The sequence below is a fragment of the Mycobacterium sp. IDUB_39 genome, assembly GCF_055419205.1.
The window spans coordinates 335,599-351,822 of record NZ_JBVAXF010000001.1 but is presented as its reverse complement, the minus strand read 5'-3'; the positions used below and the strand labels follow the sequence as shown (position 1 = coordinate 351,822).

Genomic DNA, 16,224 nt, shown 5'->3' with positions numbered 1-16,224 from the left:
AAGTCACGCGCTGTCCGTCGGTTTATGATCGGCCGATCGGGGAGCGCGTGAATTGTGTGAACCTCGACCTCGCGGGTTGGCCTGCCAACCCCGAAGGGGCGTAGCTCAACTGGCAGAGCAGCGGTCTCCAAAACCGCAGGTTGCAGGTTCAAGTCCTGTCGCCCCTGCTCAACTGAATACTCGACAGGCGTGGACACTGGAAGGTGACCACCGAAGACAAGCACGATCGGACAAGGGAGCACGCGGTGAGCGACGAGCGCGACGGTGCCGTCTCCGCAGGCGACGGCACCGACACTCCGGACGAGGGTGACACCGGCAGCCCGACCGCCGTGGTGACCCGGCCCCAGCGGCCGTCGGGAAAGCGATCACGGCGCGAGGGTGCTGGTACGGCCGCCGCTGTTGTCGCCGACACCGCCAAGAACGGTGACGGAAAGAAACCCAAGAAGCCCAAGGCGGCAAAGACGGGTCCGTCCCGTAACCCGATCACCTTCGTCATCAACTACCTGCAGCAGGTAGTCGCCGAGCTGCGCAAGGTGATCTGGCCGAACCGTAAGCAGATGGTCAGCTACACCACCGTGGTGCTGATATTCCTGGCGTTCATGGTGGCGCTTATCGGTGGAGTCGACTTCGGCTTCGCCAAGCTCATCACGATGGTGTTCGGCTGACCGAACCGGCCGCGTGACGAGCTGAAGAAACTTAGAGAGGACTGACAACAGTGACGACCTTCGAAGGCGATACGCCCTCGGATGAGTCCGACGTGCTCGATGGAGCCGCGGAGTCGTCGACCCTGACGTCCGACGAGGCACCTGAGGCGTCCGAGGCGATCATCGACGAGACCACCGAGTCCGACGAGTCCGACGAGTCTGTGACCGACGAGTCCGACGAGTCTGTGACCGACGAGGTGGCCCCCGAGGAAGAGGACGAGGACGCCGATCCCGCCGAGACCCTCAAGAAGGATCTGCGCAGGCGCCCCGGCAACTGGTATGTGATCCACTCCTACGCCGGCTACGAGAACAAGGTGAAGGCCAACCTCGAGACCCGCGTGCAGAACCTGGATGTGGGCGACTACATCTTCCAGGTCGAGGTGCCGACCGAAGAGGTCACCGAGATCAAGAACGGCCAGCGCAAGCAGGTCAACCGCAAGGTGCTGCCCGGCTACATCCTGGTTCGCATGGAGCTCACCGACGAGTCGTGGAGCGCGGTGCGCAACACCCCGGGTGTCACCGGGTTCGTGGGCGCCACGTCGAAGCCGTCGCCGTTGTCCCTCGATGACGTCGTGAAGTTCCTGCTGCCGCCCGCTGCGGCGAAGAAGCCCGGCAAGGCCTCCTCGACGGCCGCCGCGTCGTCCGAGGCGAGCCTGGAGCGTCCCGAGATCCTGGTGGACTTCGAGGTCGGCGAGTCGGTCACCGTCATGGACGGCCCGTTCGCGACGCTGCCCGCCTCGATCAGCGAGGTCAACGCCGAGCAGCAGAAGCTCAAGGTGCTGGTGTCGATCTTCGGTCGTGAGACACCCGTCGAACTGACCTTCACCCAGGTCTCCAAGATCTAAGTACTAGAAAAAAGTAAAGGAACCACCTCATGGCCCCGAAGAAGAAGAAGGTCGCCGGGCTGATCAAGCTGCAGATCCAGGCCGGGCAGGCCAACCCCGCCCCGCCGGTCGGTCCTGCGCTCGGCCAGCATGGCGTCAACATCATGGAATTCTGCAAGGCGTACAACGCCGCGACGGAGTCGCAGCGCGGCAACGTCATCCCCGTGGAGATCACTGTCTACGAGGATCGCAGCTTCACGTTCGCGCTGAAGACGCCGCCCGCCGCCAAGCTGCTGCTCAAGGCCGCAGGCGTGCAGAAGGGCTCCGGCGAGCCGCACAAGACCAAGGTTGCCTCGGTGACCTGGGACCAGGTGCGCGAGATCGCCGAGACCAAGAAGGAAGACCTCAACGCCAACGACGTCGAGGCCGCTTCCAAGATCATCGCCGGAACCGCCCGCTCCATGGGCATCACGGTCAAGTAGCACCAAGTAGCACCAAGTAGGACTGATCGGTCGGGACATCCCGGCCGATCCGTGGGAGGGCCAGCTTCGGCCCGCACCAACCACAACCAACGAAACTGATTGGAAATCACATGAGCAGGAACAGCAAGGCATACCGCGAAGCCGCCGAGAAGGTCGACCGCGACAACCTCTACACGCCGCTCGAGGCCGCGAAGCTGGCCAAGGAGACGTCGTCGAAGAAGCAGGACGCCACCGTCGAGGTCGCCATCCGCTTGGGCGTTGACCCCCGCAAGGCCGACCAGATGGTGCGCGGCACCGTCAACCTGCCCCACGGCACCGGCAAGACCGCCCGCGTCATCGTGTTCGCCGTCGGCGAGAAGGCCGAGGAAGCCCTCGCCGCAGGTGCCGATGAGGTGGGTAGCGACGACCTGATCGAGAAGATCCAGGGCGGGTTCCTCGACTTCGACGCCGCGATCGCGACGCCGGATCAGATGGCCAAGGTCGGCAAGATCGCCCGCGTGCTGGGCCCGCGTGGCCTGATGCCGAACCCGAAGACCGGCACCGTCACCCCCGACGTGACGAAGGCCGTGAACGACATCAAGGGCGGCAAGATCAACTTCCGCGTCGACAAGCAGGCCAACCTGCACTTCGTCATCGGCAAGGCGTCCTTCGACGAGACGAAGCTGGCCGAGAACTACGGCGCCGCGCTCGACGAGGTTCTGCGCGCGAAGCCGTCCTCCTCCAAGGGCCGCTACCTGAAGAAGGTCGTCGTCTCGACCACCACGGGCCCCGGCATCCCGGTGGATCCGTCGATCACCCGCAACTTCACCGAGGCCTAAGACCTCTGACTGCGACCGCAGTGCGGTTTCGTACGCTCGCCTCGGCGCGGCGCGTACGAAACCGCACTGCGGTCGTTTGTTTCGCTGCGATCATGGCGCTCGTGACACCTGCACCGGCGTCGGCTGACGTCCCCCCGGTCTCACCCCAGGCGAAGGCTGCGGGGCTGATCGACGTGCGCACGGTGGTCCCGGACGCTCGGATCGATCTGCGCTACGCCACAGCCAACAACTTCGTCGGCATCCCGCTGTATCCGGCCGATGCCCGCTGCATGGTGCACGAGTCGCTCGCGCCCGGCCTGGCCGTGGCGGCCGAGCGACTGCGGGAGCAGGGTCTGCGGCTGGTCTTCTGGGACTGCTATCGGCCACACGAGGTTCAGGTCCGGATGTTCGAGGCGGTGCCCAACCCGAACTGGGTGGCCCGGCCGACGGAGTTCGCACGTAGCCACGAGTCCGGGCGCTCCGTCGACGTGACGGTGGCAGACCTCCACTACGGCCGGCCGCTGGACATGGGCACCGACTTCGACGACTTCAGCCCGCGTAGCCTCGCGCGCGCCACCGAGGGCGTCAGCTCCGAACAACAAGACAACCGCGCGGTGCTGCGCGACGCGATGAGCGCTGGCGGGTTGACGGTGTACTCGGGGGAGTGGTGGCACTTCGACGGTCCGGGTTCGGGTGAGCCACGCCCGATTCTGGACGTCCCGCTGAGCTGACTCACCCGGTCACCTCGGACAGGCGGCGCCGCAGGAATTCCCGCGCCGGCGTCGAGCCGTCGCGCTCCAGCGCGATGCGGTACCAGTCGGCAGCCTCATCGCGGCGGCCCGCTCTGCGCAGGAGATCCGCGCGGATGGTGGCCACGGTGTTCGACCGCGCGAGCAGGGGATCGGAGGCCACCTCGTCGAGCGCCGCCAGACCCGCGTCGAACCCGTCCCGAAATCCGATTGCCAACGCCCGATTGGCCCGTGCCACGGGTGATCCTGTGATCGCGATCAGCCGGTCGTAGGCCTGGCAGATGAGCGCCCAGTCAGTCGCGGCCCACGACGGTGCGGTGGCGTGGGCCGCGGCGATCACCGCCTGGGGTAGGTAGCTGTCTGTCGCGCCCCGCGCCCGTCGCAGGTCGTCGAGGCCACGCGCGATGCGGCCGCGGTCCCACCGCTGCCGGTCCTGCTCGTCGAGCGGTACCAGAGCGCCCGCGCCGTCCACCCGCGTGGCGCGTCGCGAATCGTGCAGCAGGATGAGGGCCGACAGCCCGCGGGCGTTTGTCTCGTCGGGAATCAGCGCGCACAGTTCACCGGCCAACCGCACGCCCTCATCGCACAGTTCGTCGCGGATGGCCGACGGCCCCGACGTCGACCAGTAGCCCTCGGTGAACACGGAGTAGATACATGCCAGGACGTGCGGCGTCCGTTCCACCAACAGCTCTGCCGGTGGCACCCGCAGTGGAATGTTCGCGCCACGGATCTTGTTCTTGGCCCGTGTGATTCGCTGCCCGACCGCGGCCTCGGACTGCAGCAGCGACCTGGCGATCTCGGCGACGGTGAGTCCGGAGATCAACCGCAGTGTGAGCGCCAACTGCGATGCGCTGTCCAAAGCCGGGTGCGCGCACATGAACATCATCCGCAGCTCGTCGTCACGCACCGGGTGCACCGGAACGCCCTCGATGTGGGGCCAGCTGTTATCGACCACCGCAGCGAGTTCCCTTCCTGGACGACTGGATTCGCGACGCAAGCGGTCCAGCGCGCGGTTCCGTGCGACGGTCAGCACCCAGCCGCCCACGTTGTCGGGCACGCCGTCGCGGGGCCAGGAGCGCAGAGCTTCTGTGAACGCCTCCTGGACGGCGTCCTCGGCGACGGTGAGGTCACCGGACCAGCGGGAGAGTGCCGCCACGGCGGGTCCCCATTCGCGCCGAAAAACGCCATCCAGGTTGGTCATTCGTGAGTGCTACAGACTCGATACTCCGGCCAACTGCCGCAGCTCCACCGTTGAGGCGGGGATCATGGACGCGACCTTGACGGCCTCGTCCCGATCGGCGGCGCTCAACAGGTAGAAGCCGCTGGCGACCTCGGCGCCCTCGACGTAGGGTCCGTCGGTGTACGTCGCCTTGCCGTCACGCACCCGCACCGTCGTCGCCGTCGACGGCGGATGCAGCGCCGCACCACCCTTGACCCGATCGCCCGCCGCGGTGCCGAACTCGGTGTGGGCGACTGTGCAGGCGTCCCATTCCGGCGTTCCGGGCGCCACGGCCTCGTCGGCCGGCTCGAGGAGCAGCGCCAACCAGTGGTCGCCTTCCAGCGACTTCTCCGGCTGGTTCCACTCCACGATGGGCCACACCTCAACGCCGCCCGACGCGCAGGCGGGAATCTGACGCGCCAGATCCAGCGCCTCGTCGAGGTTCTCGGCCTCGAACACGTAGTAGCCACCGGCCACCTCGGCGCTCTCGGCGAATGGGCCGTCGGTGACGGTTGGCGCAGCCGGGCCGCCGCTGATGCGTACCGCCGTCGCCGACGGGGTCAGTGCGTCACCGGCCCGGATGGACGCCCCTGCCGCGGCGTGGAAGTTCTGATAGGCCGCCATGATGTCGGTCTGTGTCGCGGCGTCGGGTTGTTCGGTCGACTCAGGGCCGAGCAGAAGCGCGAAGTAGTGCATCGGTACACCTCCTGGTAGTGAGCGGAACCCTGCGTTTCACTCTCTACCGATTCGACGAATGGGACCTGCCGAATCCGACACCGGGCTCGTACGAGTTTTGCGGTGAGTTGCCCGGAACTTCGCCCGTTGACCGCTTTCTCTATGTGATTGTTGACGGGGGAATCACATAGCCGGCGCAGCTACCGGTGGCATCCCGTGGCAGAGCCTGAATTTCGCTCGGCTCCCGCAGAAACAAGGATCGCCACGCGGTATCGGCAGCATGTAGGCGTGCCCATCGCGCACCGTGCCCATGGCTTGTTGAAGGTCGCTCTCCGACGCCGGGGATTCTCGGTAGGTCATCCATGCGATGGCGACAGCGAGAGTCGCGAGAAGGATGACGAGTTTGCTTTCTTCGTCGCGGTACGGGTGGGAATACAGCCATATCGCCGCTTCAGTGCTGTGGCCGTTGATCGCCTGCGCCCACGCCGTGGTGGTCACATGGCCGGATCCAAGTGCACTGTTCAGCCCGTCCTGCAGAGACATCAATTCTGCGAGCGTCATCTGATTGAGCGCCGCAATGAGCTGCGCGTCGTTTCTAATTGGATACACCCATACCCCCGATGCAAATCCGCGCTCCTCGCGCAGATGGCGATCGTGCCACATGTGGACCGTGGACGCGCCGAAACTTGGCGGGTCTGCGAGTGGTGAAAGTGAAGGACCGGTAACCCCCGAAGGTCGCCAAGGGCTCACCGCAACGAGTTCCCCGATTGAGCCTTCGGGCCGCACCGATATGTGATTGTTCACGCGTGCGTAAGGCACTAAAGGCGACCGGCGGCATCAAATGTGTCGACGCTACGACGGGACTCACTGCCACACCGGCGATTTGGCGCGACCACCGCGGGTATCTTGTGTGTCTCGACGCGGGCGGTCTCCGTCAGCGGGAAGCTGCTCCATAGCCCGACTCCCGACGGGCCGGTTGAGGGTCGATCAACCGGTGGGGGAGGACCGCGTCCGAAACGGCCGCCGACAGGAGTGCCGCGGCCTTCGGTGTCATCTCCTGAACCGCGAGGACGTCGTCGTCGCGCTTCGCCAACCGCAGGATCTCCGAGGTGTCCGCCTTTCCGAACTGCATGTTCATCGACATGACGCGGATGGCGGCCGATGTCTCGACCGCGACGAACGACGACGCGACCACCGCGGCTATCGTCACAGTGACGACCACCGCGACTGCCGTCAGCGCCCATCGGCGGGCGAGGGCGGCGATGAGCACAGGGTGGTTGACGACGGGGATGTAGCGCGCGATGCCGGGACAGTTGGTTACGGGTTTTCACCGTGCGATTACCAGATGCATTTCAAGAGCGTTGGCGTATCGCGTGAAGCCGTATTGGTCGATGAAGGGCGACGAGGGATCGTGCGCGTGGTCTCGCACCCCAGCGCCTGGCCCCTTCGTGGCCGGTGTGTGGCGCCACTAATCAACGGCACGAAGCAAATTCCGCTACTAAGGTCTGAGGGGTTGAACCCGCTGTTTTACAGCGGTTTTAGTCGGCTGATGATTCTCTTGCAACTATCCTGCCCGCAATGGTGCGCCCGATCGAAAGGGTGCGGCATCTGCAATACGTCCCGAGGCTCGTCGCCCTGTCGATTTGCGTACCTCGTCGAATTGCCTTGTCCGCGTCGACATCATGATCGTTCGGCAGATTGCCCGACATGCCCGTTCTTATTGACGCGGTCAACAAACTCTGCAATGCTTACGTCAATTCTCAGGGAAATCCCAGGGGCGAACGATACAAAGGGGAAGACAGTGTCAGCACTGGCCAAGTTCTCAAACGTCGGCACGAAGTTTCAGGTGGGCACCGCTGCCGTGGCACTCGTTGCCGCTGCAGTCATCACTCCGGCGGTTGCCGAAGCAAAGCCGGCCATCGCGCCCGTCAGCAACGCTGACACTTACAGCGTCAGTGACCTGACCCTCCTGCCCGGCGGTCTCTCATCGCGGGACAACGGCTCGTCGGCCGTAGCCGGTGCCGCAGCCGGCGCCGCAGCCGGTGTCGGTGTCAACGCGTTCAATCCGATCGTTATCATCGGTGGCACCATTAAAGCCGTTGTCCACGCCATCGCTACTTTGGTCTACAACGGTTCACAGTTTGTTATTAAGGGACTCCAGTGGGTGGCCAATGAGTTCGCCCGCGTCTTCCGGGTCGGCCCTTACTCTCAGGTCGGCTAACGGTAGTTCCCGACTAGACCTTGATATCCCGCTGTCTCTAGCGACGCGACTCGTCAGCCGACGGGTCGCGTCGTTTTGAGCTGGCGCTGCTGTGGATAGCCGTCTCCTAAGGCAGTTCACACCCGAACACGGGAATCCTTGATTTGAGCATCTTCTCTCGACGGCGTTCTAATGATGTGTCGAACAGCGGCGATCACACAGATCTGCCAGCGGACGATGAAGCGCGCCGATCGCGGTGGAGGCCGCAGGTCTCCGCCGGCCGTCGCGGCGTATGGGTGGGGCTCGTATTGCTGGTCGTGGTCGTGGCGTTCGGATGTTGGTTGGGCGCTCGCGCGTTTGACGCGAAGACAAATCTAGAACAGGCGCGCGACAGCGCGCAGCAGGCCAAAGATGCACTGTTGCAAGGTGATACCGAGGGCGCCTCGCGATTCGTGGGAGAGGCCCAATCCCATGCGCAGGCCGCCCGCAACGCGACTCATTCGTTGCCATGGAGTATCGCGGCGGCTGTCCCGTGGCTCGGCAGCCCGTTCGAAACCGGCCAACAAATCTCAAATGTTGTGTTGGGACTGGCGGTCGAAGTTCTGCAACCTGCGGCAGATTCGGGCGCAGCGCTCGCGCCCGACCAGTTGTTAGCAGGCGGTCGGCTGGACGTTCAAAGACTTCGCGATCAGGAACCTGAGCTGAGCAGAATTTCTGCGGATGCGACGCGACTCGACGCCGACGCGAGGGCCATCGCTGATCCCCGTTACGTTTCGGTACTCGATCGCGCACGCGCGCAATTACAGCAGCAGACTTCTGACGTTGCGCACCTGTTGGAAAATACGGCTCTTGCTGCACGTCTCGCACCGTCGTTGATGGGCGCCGATGGTCCGCGTACTTACTTCATGGGCTTCCAAACCAACGCCGAAGCCCGCGGGACCGGGGGACTGCTGGGCGGATTTGGAATTCTCCGATTCGACAATGGCGTTCCTACGGTCGACACATTGGGTGCGAATACCGAACTCGATAAGCCATTTACGTCCATTGACCTGGGACCGGAATACGCGGAAAATTACGGATTTACAAATCCGACCACTGACTTCCGTAACAGTAACCAGAGTTCGCATTTTCCCTACGCGGCTCAGATCTGGAAATCTCTCTGGGCGCAGCAGTCGGGCACGAATGTCGATGGTGTTATCGCGTTGGATCCAGTCGCTTTGAGTTACATGCTCGGTGCAGTCGGGTCCATAACAATGCCGGACGGTGAGACGATAACGAAGGATAATGTCGTCGAATTAACCGAGTCGACCGCCTACATTCGTTTTCCTGATGACAAGGTTGCGAGGAAGAAGTATCTCCAAGAGATCGCGACCGAAGTCGTCAAAAAGATCACCGGACATCTGGAATCGCCCCAGAAGCTGCTGGAGGCGCTAGGTAAGGCGGTCGGCGAACGGCGAATTGCGGTGTGGAGTTCGTCGCCGGCTGACCAAGAACTCCTTGAAGAGACTCCGCTCGCACATGTGATTCCCGATGATCCTGCGCCCTATGCGGAAGTGGTAGTCAACAACCTCGGAGGAAACAAACTCGATTATTATCTCACAAGGGATATCGAGTACGTAGCCGATGGCTGCGACAGCGATACCCGAATGTCGACCGTGACTGTGCGGTTGAACAATACGGTGCAGGACGTATCATCGCCGGATTACGTGTCAGGCAAGATGGGCTTTCTCGAGGGGATTCCACTGGACCTACCGAGGGGCACTATGCTGACCTCAGTTCGTCTTCTTGTGACCAGGAATGCGACATTGGTGAGTGCATTAGCCAATGATCAAAAGGTGCCGGTGTTTACTGCGACGGAACGTGGCCACCCCAGCTTCGAAGTGCAGGTTGCAATACCGCCGGGTCAATCAGGCACGTTAGTATTCCGTCTCTCCGAACCAACGTCCGCGGGTGCAGCCCGTGTCCCGATTCAACCTCTAGTGGACGCGGTTGTTCCTGAGGTAGCGGTGCCTGAATGTTCAGGATGAGCCGCAGGCTCCCGGTACGAGATCAGCATGTTGAGAATATGACTAACGCTCACGCTTGTGCTGGCGATTTAACGGCCATTTTACCTCCGCAGGTCTGCGGCGTCGGACAACAAAGCGCAAGACCGGGCCATTCACCGGTGAAGGGGCGGCATTGAATCTCCAAGATTTTGCAAGATTAATTCGTACGCGGTGGATTACTGTGGCCGTTACGGCACTAATCGGCGTCTTGGCGGGGCTCGCTGTTTCATTGTTAACAACTCCGCTCTACGAGGCCTCGACGCGCCTCTTTGTCTCGACGACGTCAAGCGGCGCTTCGGCGTCGGATCTATACCAGGGCAATCGGCTTTCGCAGGAGCGGGTAACTTCGTACACCGAGTTACTGATGGGCAGAACGCTGGCACAGCGCACCATCGACAAACTGGGACTCGATATGAGCGCGGAGGCGCTAACCGAAAAGGTCAAGGCAAGCGCGAAACCCGACACGGTGTTACTAGATGTCGACGTACTTGACGAGTCGCCCGTCCGAGCGCGTGATATCGCAAACGCCTTATCGGACGAGTTCGTTGTCCTGGCGCGCGAATTGGAGACCCCAGAGGACGGCGCCAGGCCAGATGCTCGCGTGGTCGTCGAGCAACGTGCGTCCATTCCCGACCATCCGGTGGTGCCTAACAAGGTGCGGAACATCGCTGCCGGGCTCGCATTGGGCTTGGCGTTAGGCTTAGCCCTCGCCGTGATTCTGGATTTGCTAGATAACACTATTAAGCGGCGTGAAACGCTTGAGGATATCGCAGGCGCAGGCGTAGTTGGCAGTATTCCACTCGACAAGGAACGCCGGAAAGAACCGGCGATATCCTTCGACACGGACAATTCAGGCATAGCTGAAGCTTTCCGCAAGCTCCGAACGAACCTGCAATTCCTTGCTGTCGACAACCCGCCGCGAGTGATCGTCATCACGAGTTCGCTTCCCTCAGAGGGTAAATCCACCACGGCGATAAATATCGCACTGGCACTCGCAGAGGCCGACCATAACGTGGTTCTCATCGACGGGGACATGCGACGCCCAATGTTGCATAAGTATGTGGGCTTGGTTGGATCGGTCGGGTTCAGCACTGTCCTGAGTGGTATGGCATCGCTAGCTGAAGCGTTGCAAGAGACGCGTTACCCAGGATTGACTGTCCTCACCGCTGGTGCCGTGCCGCCGAATCCGAGCGAACTGCTGGGATCACTAGCCGCAAAGAATGTGTTGAAAGAACTGCGGGCGCAATTCGATTACGTCATCGTTGATTCATCACCGCTGTTGGCCGTCACGGATGCCGCAATCCTTGCAGCCGACGCTGACGGCGTGTTGATCATCGCGCGGTTCGGCCAGACGAAACGCGAACAGCTCGGCCACGCGATAGGGAACCTCAACGACGTCGGAGCAACAGTTCTGGGCGCAGTGCTCACCATGACCCCCCTTCGCGGCGACGCGTCGTACGGATACCGATACAGTTCCTATGGCGAGGACGCCTCGCAGCTGCGACCACTCGTGGATCAGGTCACCGAACCGGCGGCCAAACCGGCCTCTGCGCCCGATTCCATCAACGAGCCTCACGGTTTGGACGGCCCGCAATCGGCCAGCGGAGCACACCGATCACCGAAGTAGATTCCGGATTCGATATCGACGCGAACGATCCTATTGATGCCGCCGAAGCAGACAGTGTCGCCGCGCTGTAGGGCAATGCCGGTCAGGGATGCCCGGCGAACACTTAGCCTCGCTGGCGGTCCTCGCTAAATGCTGAGCCAATCTGTCCATGGCGGAAAAGCCGGCATAGGCATCAGTTTCGCGCGTCCACGGGGCCGTAACGGCTCGCCGAGCAGTTCACTCCGGCCGCATGAACCGTAAGAGAGTCATTGCCGCCGCGATCGTCATGACAGCGGTCGCTGCGTGCACTCCGGAACCGCCGCCATTCGAGTCCCATTACACACCCCCTCCGCCGACCGCTCCCCAGCCACTGTTACCGCTAGCGCCGGGATCATCATTCGTCGACAACTTTGACCGCCCGGACACACCACTAGGGTTGGGTGACGGTTGGGATATGCGCGAACCCGCCGGGGGCGGCAATCCCATCCTTCCGCCAGCGACAGACGGATTCATTGAGAACGGCCGGTATACCTCCGCAGGCGACACGGGTGTCTACGCAGTGCGCAGCTTCCGCAGCACCGTCCACCGAGTTGGCGCCGAAGCAAGTTGGGAGAGGGTGAGCAACGGCGGTGCTGAGACGTTGGTGATGGCGGTAACGGGGAACGATAAAATCACGACCGATCTGGTGCAACTCACCGTGAATCCCAATGGGTGGGCGGTATCGACGCGTCGGGATGGCGGCAGGGTCCGACGCGTGTTCGCCGGAAAGTTCGATCCACCACTGGAATTGGATCGGCAGTACCGATTTGAGGTGGATGTGGCGGACGGATCGGTGACGGTGAGAGTTCCAGGGGCTGAAGAGAAGCGCACAGTCGGAACGAGCGGACTGCTTAGTGAGCGTGCGTTTTGGCGACACGTTTCTGCGCCTACGGACCGCCCGGTTGGTGTGAAGGCTTCCGTGAACATGGTGTGGGTCGCCGAGGAAGGTCTCCCATTGGTGCCCACGCCGCCCTGAGTGCCCGCTGAAACGCGAACGCCATGCTCAACCATGAGGGTTGGGGGTGCGGTTACTCGCGTTGGAGAACCGTTCCGTAAGCGAGGGCGGCGAGTATCCGCGCAAAGTGGACGCGTCGCTGAACTGAGATGGCCCCGGCGGGCACAGGATCCGGACTTCGGCCCCGTGTCGTCTACCTGCCGGGCACTCTGCATCTGAGAAGGCGTAGGTGGCTGCTGCTGCTGTCGTCGCAGACGATGCCGTCTGTTGACGACGGTCCAAACCTAGTGGCGAGTCGCCGATACTGAGTCCACCCGAATTCAGAGTCGGATTGTTTGGTACCGGATTCAGTTGATCTCGTAGGCCACTGGGGTGTGGGTGCATCTGCACGCCGCAGCGCACTCGGCGCGTGTTCGGTAGCCCAGCGCTGAGTGGCGATGTCGTTGGTTGTGCTCCTCCTTGAAGTCGCTGATGACCACGCGGGCCTCGAGCAGGGTGTTTCAGTGATTGCGGTTCAGACACTCCTTGTGTTGCTGGTTGGTGAACGATTCGATGTGTTCGTTGTTCCACGGCGTTCCCGGCGGGATATCCGACATGCCAGTCGTGCCGTCGCAGAACTGTTGCAGTGCTTGGGAAATGAACTCTGGCCCGTTGTCCATACGCAGCACCTTCGGCGGCCCGGCCAGCGGCGGCGAACACCATCTTGAAGTCCTCGACAAGCCGGTCGGCGGTGATCGACCGTTCGACGATGTTCAGCAACGAGCGCCGGGTGTGTTCGACGATCATCGAGGCGATCTTGATTGCCTTGCCGTCGACAGTGGAGTCGAACTGGAACTCGATTCCCCACAAGACATTCGGGCGTCGGCTTCGATCGTCGGGATCGAGGACACCGCTCGCTTGCGTGGACAGGGCCTACGGAATAACTGTTATGCGTTTTTGCTCTAAAACGCGGGATGCATCGCTGTCCGGCGAGGCCCACGCGCGTGTATCTATCGCGTCGACGGGGGCTTCCATGTGGTTACAGTGCGACCCCGCCGCGCCCGTATAACGCCTATTCCGGACAGGAAGATGGACGACACGATGTGGATTGCGGCTGATACAGGGCCAAGTCGCATATACGTCGCAGTCACAGCGACGACAATCGTCGCCGCAATGGCTATCAGGATTGCTTCCCATTCTGAAGAAAGCCCAAGGGCTATCATCACGCTCAAGTATCCGCCTGCGATAAAAAATGCACCGTGCCACTTGACGTACCGATGTGACCACCAACGCCAGCGGTCCGCGAGCGGCAAGTCATGAAGCTTGGGCCGGATTGCGAGCATATGTGTGTGAAAAACGCGTGTTGCAATGCGTAGGCGACGGTGATAGTCATCTTTTGCCGATGCCACCAGTCGCTCATTTGCGATAACAAGGGGATCCTTGATCAGTCGGTAGCGTTGGAAGACAACTTCCATCGACACCGTCATGTCGTCGAGGACTGTATCGGGGAACACGGGGTACAAAAAGCTACGAATAGAGAATATTGACCCGTCGGCACCCATCACGTTTCCAGATCGCGATTCGAGTGATTTGATAATCTCTTCAAGGCGCCAATAGAGGCCGCCCGCTTGAGATGCTGCTGTTCCCTCGACGTCGATATATCGGAGCAGTCCGCATACCCCGCCCACGGTCGGATCAGAATAAGCGGAACGAAGGCGGTCCAGCGTGCCGGGAGCTAATTCAACATTTGCATCGGTGAACACAAGAAATTCGCGGGTGGTCATCGAAGCCAACTTTTTCATCCCATGCGCTTTTCCGGTCCGCTCTATCCCACGGATAACGCGGAGGTCAAGGCCTGAACGTTCAAGCATGTCCGCCGTCCCGTCGGAGGAACAATCGTCATAGACGAGGATCTCCAAATTTGGGTACGCCGTACGCAGCACACGTAAGTTGTCGATCTTCTCAGGTATGGCCTTCGCTTCGTTGTACGCACAGAACAGCAGTGCGAACTCTTTTCCGCCTTCCGAAGCAATGTCTGCGGTACTTAGAGGGCGAGCTGGAAGAGCCCGAAGGATGACCGGATACAAGATATATGGATAGATGGTCGCGACTGCACATAAACCAGCAATCATCCAAAAGATCCCGGCAATAGCTGGCAGCATTTAAGTCAGATTCCTTCCGCGGGGGTACGCCAACGTGTGCGTGGATCACTGATCGGGTAGTTCCAATGGGGGTCATGTCATTGCGAGGTGATGGCCAGACGCTGCGCCAGTATGCCGTCATTACGGCGTGCGCGGCAACGTTACGTCGGCGAGTCCGAACAGCAGTTGTGAGAGCTGGGGCGGCACCTGTTAATACTCAGCACGTAGGACGCGGTTGCACATTCGACCAGGAGCATGCCTTCGCCGTCTGAATATCGAGTTCAAACTCAAACCGGTTCCAGCCTGTGGCGGTTCGGACTTCGTGGGCACCGTGAGGTCTCCGGCGGGCAGCTGCACCGGCTCACTGGCGGTTGGGGGTCTCCCCTTCCCGCGGGGCCTGTCCCGCGTTGGAGAAGATCGGCCGTGCCTGGCTTTCTTTGATCTGGTGCAAGGGCGCTCGGCGGCTGACCGCCGCATGTACATTCGCCGGTCCGCACGGCTGGCAAGACTGCCAAGGCCGCGCCGCAGTGATGCGTAGGCCTGCCTCGACGATCTGCATATCCAAAGGCCTCGACCGAAAGCCATCAACGGTCAAGGGCCAAACCGGGAATGACAACCCCTGCGAGCTGATTAGGGCCGTGGGGCTGCTCGACCGAGCCATCGGGAGAATGTTTCGCTACCTGTGACCCAAACGCTAACGCCACCGGCAGCGTCACGGCTAGGGGTAATGCAGTCGAAGCCGAAACTCAATGCGTTCGCGTCCCCCTTCAACAGCCTGTTCACCAAGGTCCAGGGCCGGGCCCTAGTTCGCTCTGACGTTCAGTCCAGGCCAATTACACCCATCCGCCGGGAGGGGTGGCGACGGCAAGCGGGGCGTCCACCCGTGCGGACAGGTCAGTAGTGCCCCACGCCAAATTGGCATGATAAATGACGGTAGGGGAACTGACGTTGGATTGGTAGAGACCCCATTGAGGGTACGCGAGATCGCGTTCGCCACCGTCGTCGTTGTAATACCCAATGGGCGCGTCGGTGTTTACGATCTGCGTTCCGTTAAGCCACGCCTTGATGTGACCAGATTTACCCAGCAACCCTGATATTACGATATTATGAACCTCCCCGTCCGGGGGTCGTACTGCACGGTAGCGAACTACGCTCTTGCTACTCGCATCTGACTGAGTGCGTATTTCTAAATTGCCGTGGACGAGTTCGACCCTTACAACGGGTGCTCTATTTTCAGTGGTATCTACTGAATGCCACTGATGGATGAAATTCTGCTCACTACCGCCATCGAATGGGTCGTGAGACGGACCGACCACGAATGAAAACGACGTCCACAGATTCTCGCCTGAACCGTATTTGTCACCACTGGATATCAGTTCTGCTCGGCGTTTGGCGTTCTTGGAATCGCCCGACCATCCAAAGTCGTTTTTGTGCACCTCAAAGCGGTAAACATTCGCAGCCGGGTTGGCAAAGGCGTAAGGAACCGGTGCGGCATATAGGTTCATCGGCTTCGAGTCGACTATATGACTCGGACGGTCGCCGAGAGCCAGTGGCGGTGCGGCCATTAGCAGCGCCACTGCGACTGCCGTTGCCGCAGCTGCCAGTCTCTTCGTTCGATGGTCTCGCATGCCTCGACAGCCTAGCGCTCCACGTGCGAACCCTGTATCTGAGGAGAATCGAACCGGGTAAAGTCCCACTGACCACGGGGACCGCGGACCAGGGCGACTCGGGCGACACGGCATGATGAGGTTGATAGTCAGAGTTCGTCGCCGTTGCTAGCGATGGCCGACCCCGTCGTTGGGTTAGTTC

The 16,224-nt window shown here is 61.6% G+C and carries 17 protein-coding genes and 1 tRNA gene; 11 read left to right on the top strand and 7 right to left on the bottom strand.

The genetic code is table 11. The features are described from left to right. Positions 1-94 precede the first annotated feature (94 nt). From ACZY0X_RS01720 to ACZY0X_RS01695, 6 genes are all read left to right on the top strand, one after another. Positions 95-167 (top strand) — tRNA-Trp (locus tag ACZY0X_RS01720). 78 nt (positions 168-245) lie between these two features. Next, on the top strand, positions 246-665 hold the full coding sequence (gene secE, locus ACZY0X_RS01715; protein WP_354524696.1) for a preprotein translocase subunit SecE: 420 nt from the start codon (positions 246-248) through the stop codon (positions 663-665). Positions 666-865: 200 nt separating this feature from the next. Further along, a complete protein-coding gene (gene nusG / locus ACZY0X_RS01710) occupies positions 866-1,549 on the top strand; it encodes a transcription termination/antitermination protein NusG (RefSeq protein WP_463768726.1) in 684 nt (227 codons plus the stop codon). A gap of 29 nt (positions 1,550-1,578) precedes the next feature. Continuing rightward, a complete protein-coding gene (gene rplK, locus ACZY0X_RS01705) occupies positions 1,579-2,010 on the top strand; it encodes a 50S ribosomal protein L11 (protein ID WP_463767872.1) in 432 nt (143 codons plus the stop codon). 110 nt (positions 2,011-2,120) lie between these two features. Then, a complete protein-coding gene (gene rplA, locus ACZY0X_RS01700; protein WP_463767871.1) occupies positions 2,121-2,828 on the top strand; it encodes a 50S ribosomal protein L1 in 708 nt (235 codons plus the stop codon). Between the two features lie 92 nt (positions 2,829-2,920). Further along, entirely contained in the window at positions 2,921-3,538 is a 618-nt protein-coding gene (locus tag ACZY0X_RS01695; protein WP_463767870.1) for a M15 family metallopeptidase, read from the top strand. A 1-nt stretch (position 3,539) separates the two neighbouring features. Here the strand turns inward: ACZY0X_RS01695 and ACZY0X_RS01690 are convergent, their stop codons facing one another. The 4 genes from ACZY0X_RS01690 to ACZY0X_RS01675 form a co-directional block, all read right to left on the bottom strand. Further along, positions 3,540-4,757 (bottom strand): RNA polymerase sigma factor, encoded by a 1,218-nt coding sequence (locus ACZY0X_RS01690; RefSeq protein ID WP_463767869.1) that lies wholly within the window; start codon positions 4,755-4,757, stop codon positions 3,540-3,542. A 9-nt stretch (positions 4,758-4,766) separates the two neighbouring features. Then, positions 4,767-5,471 carry a YciI family protein gene (locus tag ACZY0X_RS01685; RefSeq protein WP_463767868.1) on the bottom strand — a complete coding sequence of 235 codons (705 nt, stop codon included), beginning with the start codon at positions 5,469-5,471 and terminating at the stop codon, positions 4,767-4,769. A gap of 162 nt (positions 5,472-5,633) precedes the next feature. After that, positions 5,634-6,113: a YecA family protein gene (locus ACZY0X_RS01680; protein ID WP_463767867.1), complete on the bottom strand. Its 480-nt coding sequence runs from the start codon at positions 6,111-6,113 to the stop codon at positions 5,634-5,636. A 271-nt stretch (positions 6,114-6,384) separates the two neighbouring features. After that, complete coding sequence (locus ACZY0X_RS01675) at positions 6,385-6,720, bottom strand: hypothetical protein (RefSeq protein WP_463767866.1); 336 nt, start codon at positions 6,718-6,720, stop codon at positions 6,385-6,387. Between the two features lie 531 nt (positions 6,721-7,251). Here ACZY0X_RS01675 and ACZY0X_RS01670 point away from each other — a divergent pair. The 4 genes from ACZY0X_RS01670 to ACZY0X_RS01655 all read left to right on the top strand — a co-directional run bounded on the left by ACZY0X_RS01670 (position 7,252) and on the right by ACZY0X_RS01655 (position 12,316). Then, a complete protein-coding gene (locus ACZY0X_RS01670) occupies positions 7,252-7,671 on the top strand; it encodes a hypothetical protein (RefSeq protein WP_463767865.1) in 420 nt (139 codons plus the stop codon). A gap of 143 nt (positions 7,672-7,814) precedes the next feature. Continuing rightward, the gene (locus ACZY0X_RS01665; RefSeq protein ID WP_463767864.1) at positions 7,815-9,677 is read left to right on the top strand and encodes a DUF4012 domain-containing protein; all 1,863 of its coding nucleotides are present in this window, start codon (positions 7,815-7,817) and stop codon (positions 9,675-9,677) included. Positions 9,678-9,828: 151 nt separating this feature from the next. Then, positions 9,829-11,322, top strand: a complete 1,494-nt coding sequence (locus ACZY0X_RS01660) for a tyrosine-protein kinase domain-containing protein (RefSeq protein ID WP_463767863.1) — start codon at positions 9,829-9,831, stop codon at positions 11,320-11,322. Between the two features lie 433 nt (positions 11,323-11,755). Then, positions 11,756-12,316, top strand: a complete 561-nt coding sequence (locus ACZY0X_RS01655; RefSeq protein WP_463767862.1) for a hypothetical protein — start codon at positions 11,756-11,758, stop codon at positions 12,314-12,316. 479 nt (positions 12,317-12,795) lie between these two features. Here ACZY0X_RS01655 and ACZY0X_RS01650 read toward each other — a convergent pair whose 3' ends face one another. Then, entirely contained in the window at positions 12,796-12,954 is a 159-nt protein-coding gene (locus ACZY0X_RS01650; RefSeq protein ID WP_463767861.1) for a hypothetical protein, read from the bottom strand. Between ACZY0X_RS01650 and ACZY0X_RS01645 the strand changes: the two genes are divergently transcribed. After that, positions 12,947-13,240, top strand: a complete 294-nt coding sequence (locus ACZY0X_RS01645; RefSeq protein WP_463767860.1) for a hypothetical protein — start codon at positions 12,947-12,949, stop codon at positions 13,238-13,240. The two genes, ACZY0X_RS01650 and ACZY0X_RS01645, sit on opposite strands and share 8 nt — an antisense overlap. Positions 13,241-13,284: 44 nt before the next feature. On the opposite strand, the gene ACZY0X_RS01640 is transcribed toward ACZY0X_RS01645, so the two are convergent. Beyond that, entirely contained in the window at positions 13,285-14,436 is a 1,152-nt protein-coding gene (locus ACZY0X_RS01640) for a glycosyltransferase (protein WP_463767859.1), read from the bottom strand. An 812-nt stretch (positions 14,437-15,248) separates the two neighbouring features. Beyond that, entirely contained in the window at positions 15,249-16,043 is a 795-nt protein-coding gene (locus tag ACZY0X_RS01635) for a heparin lyase I family protein (protein WP_463767858.1), read from the bottom strand. Positions 16,044-16,224 lie beyond the last annotated feature (181 nt).

Excerpts from the sequence above, each read along its gene's own strand:
- rplK (WP_463767872.1), top strand. The coding sequence starts at position 1,579 with ATGGCCCCGAAGAAGAAGAAGGTCGCCGGGCTGATCAAGCTGCAGATC.
- rplA (WP_463767871.1), top strand. The coding sequence starts at position 2,121 with ATGAGCAGGAACAGCAAGGCATACCGCGAAGCCGCCGAGAAGGTCGAC.
- ACZY0X_RS01695 (WP_463767870.1), top strand. The coding sequence starts at position 2,921 with ATGGCGCTCGTGACACCTGCACCGGCGTCGGCTGACGTCCCCCCGGTC.
- ACZY0X_RS01690 (WP_463767869.1), bottom strand. The coding sequence starts at position 4,757 with ATGACCAACCTGGATGGCGTTTTTCGGCGCGAATGGGGACCCGCCGTG.
- ACZY0X_RS01685 (WP_463767868.1), bottom strand. The coding sequence starts at position 5,471 with ATGCACTACTTCGCGCTTCTGCTCGGCCCTGAGTCGACCGAACAACCC.
- ACZY0X_RS01680 (WP_463767867.1), bottom strand. The coding sequence starts at position 6,113 with ATGTGGCACGATCGCCATCTGCGCGAGGAGCGCGGATTTGCATCGGGG.
- ACZY0X_RS01655 (WP_463767862.1), top strand. The coding sequence starts at position 11,756 with ATGCGCGAACCCGCCGGGGGCGGCAATCCCATCCTTCCGCCAGCGACA.
- ACZY0X_RS01650 (WP_463767861.1), bottom strand. The coding sequence starts at position 12,954 with ATGGACAACGGGCCAGAGTTCATTTCCCAAGCACTGCAACAGTTCTGC.
- ACZY0X_RS01640 (WP_463767859.1), bottom strand. The coding sequence starts at position 14,436 with ATGCTGCCAGCTATTGCCGGGATCTTTTGGATGATTGCTGGTTTATGT.
- ACZY0X_RS01635 (WP_463767858.1), bottom strand. The coding sequence starts at position 16,043 with ATGCGAGACCATCGAACGAAGAGACTGGCAGCTGCGGCAACGGCAGTC.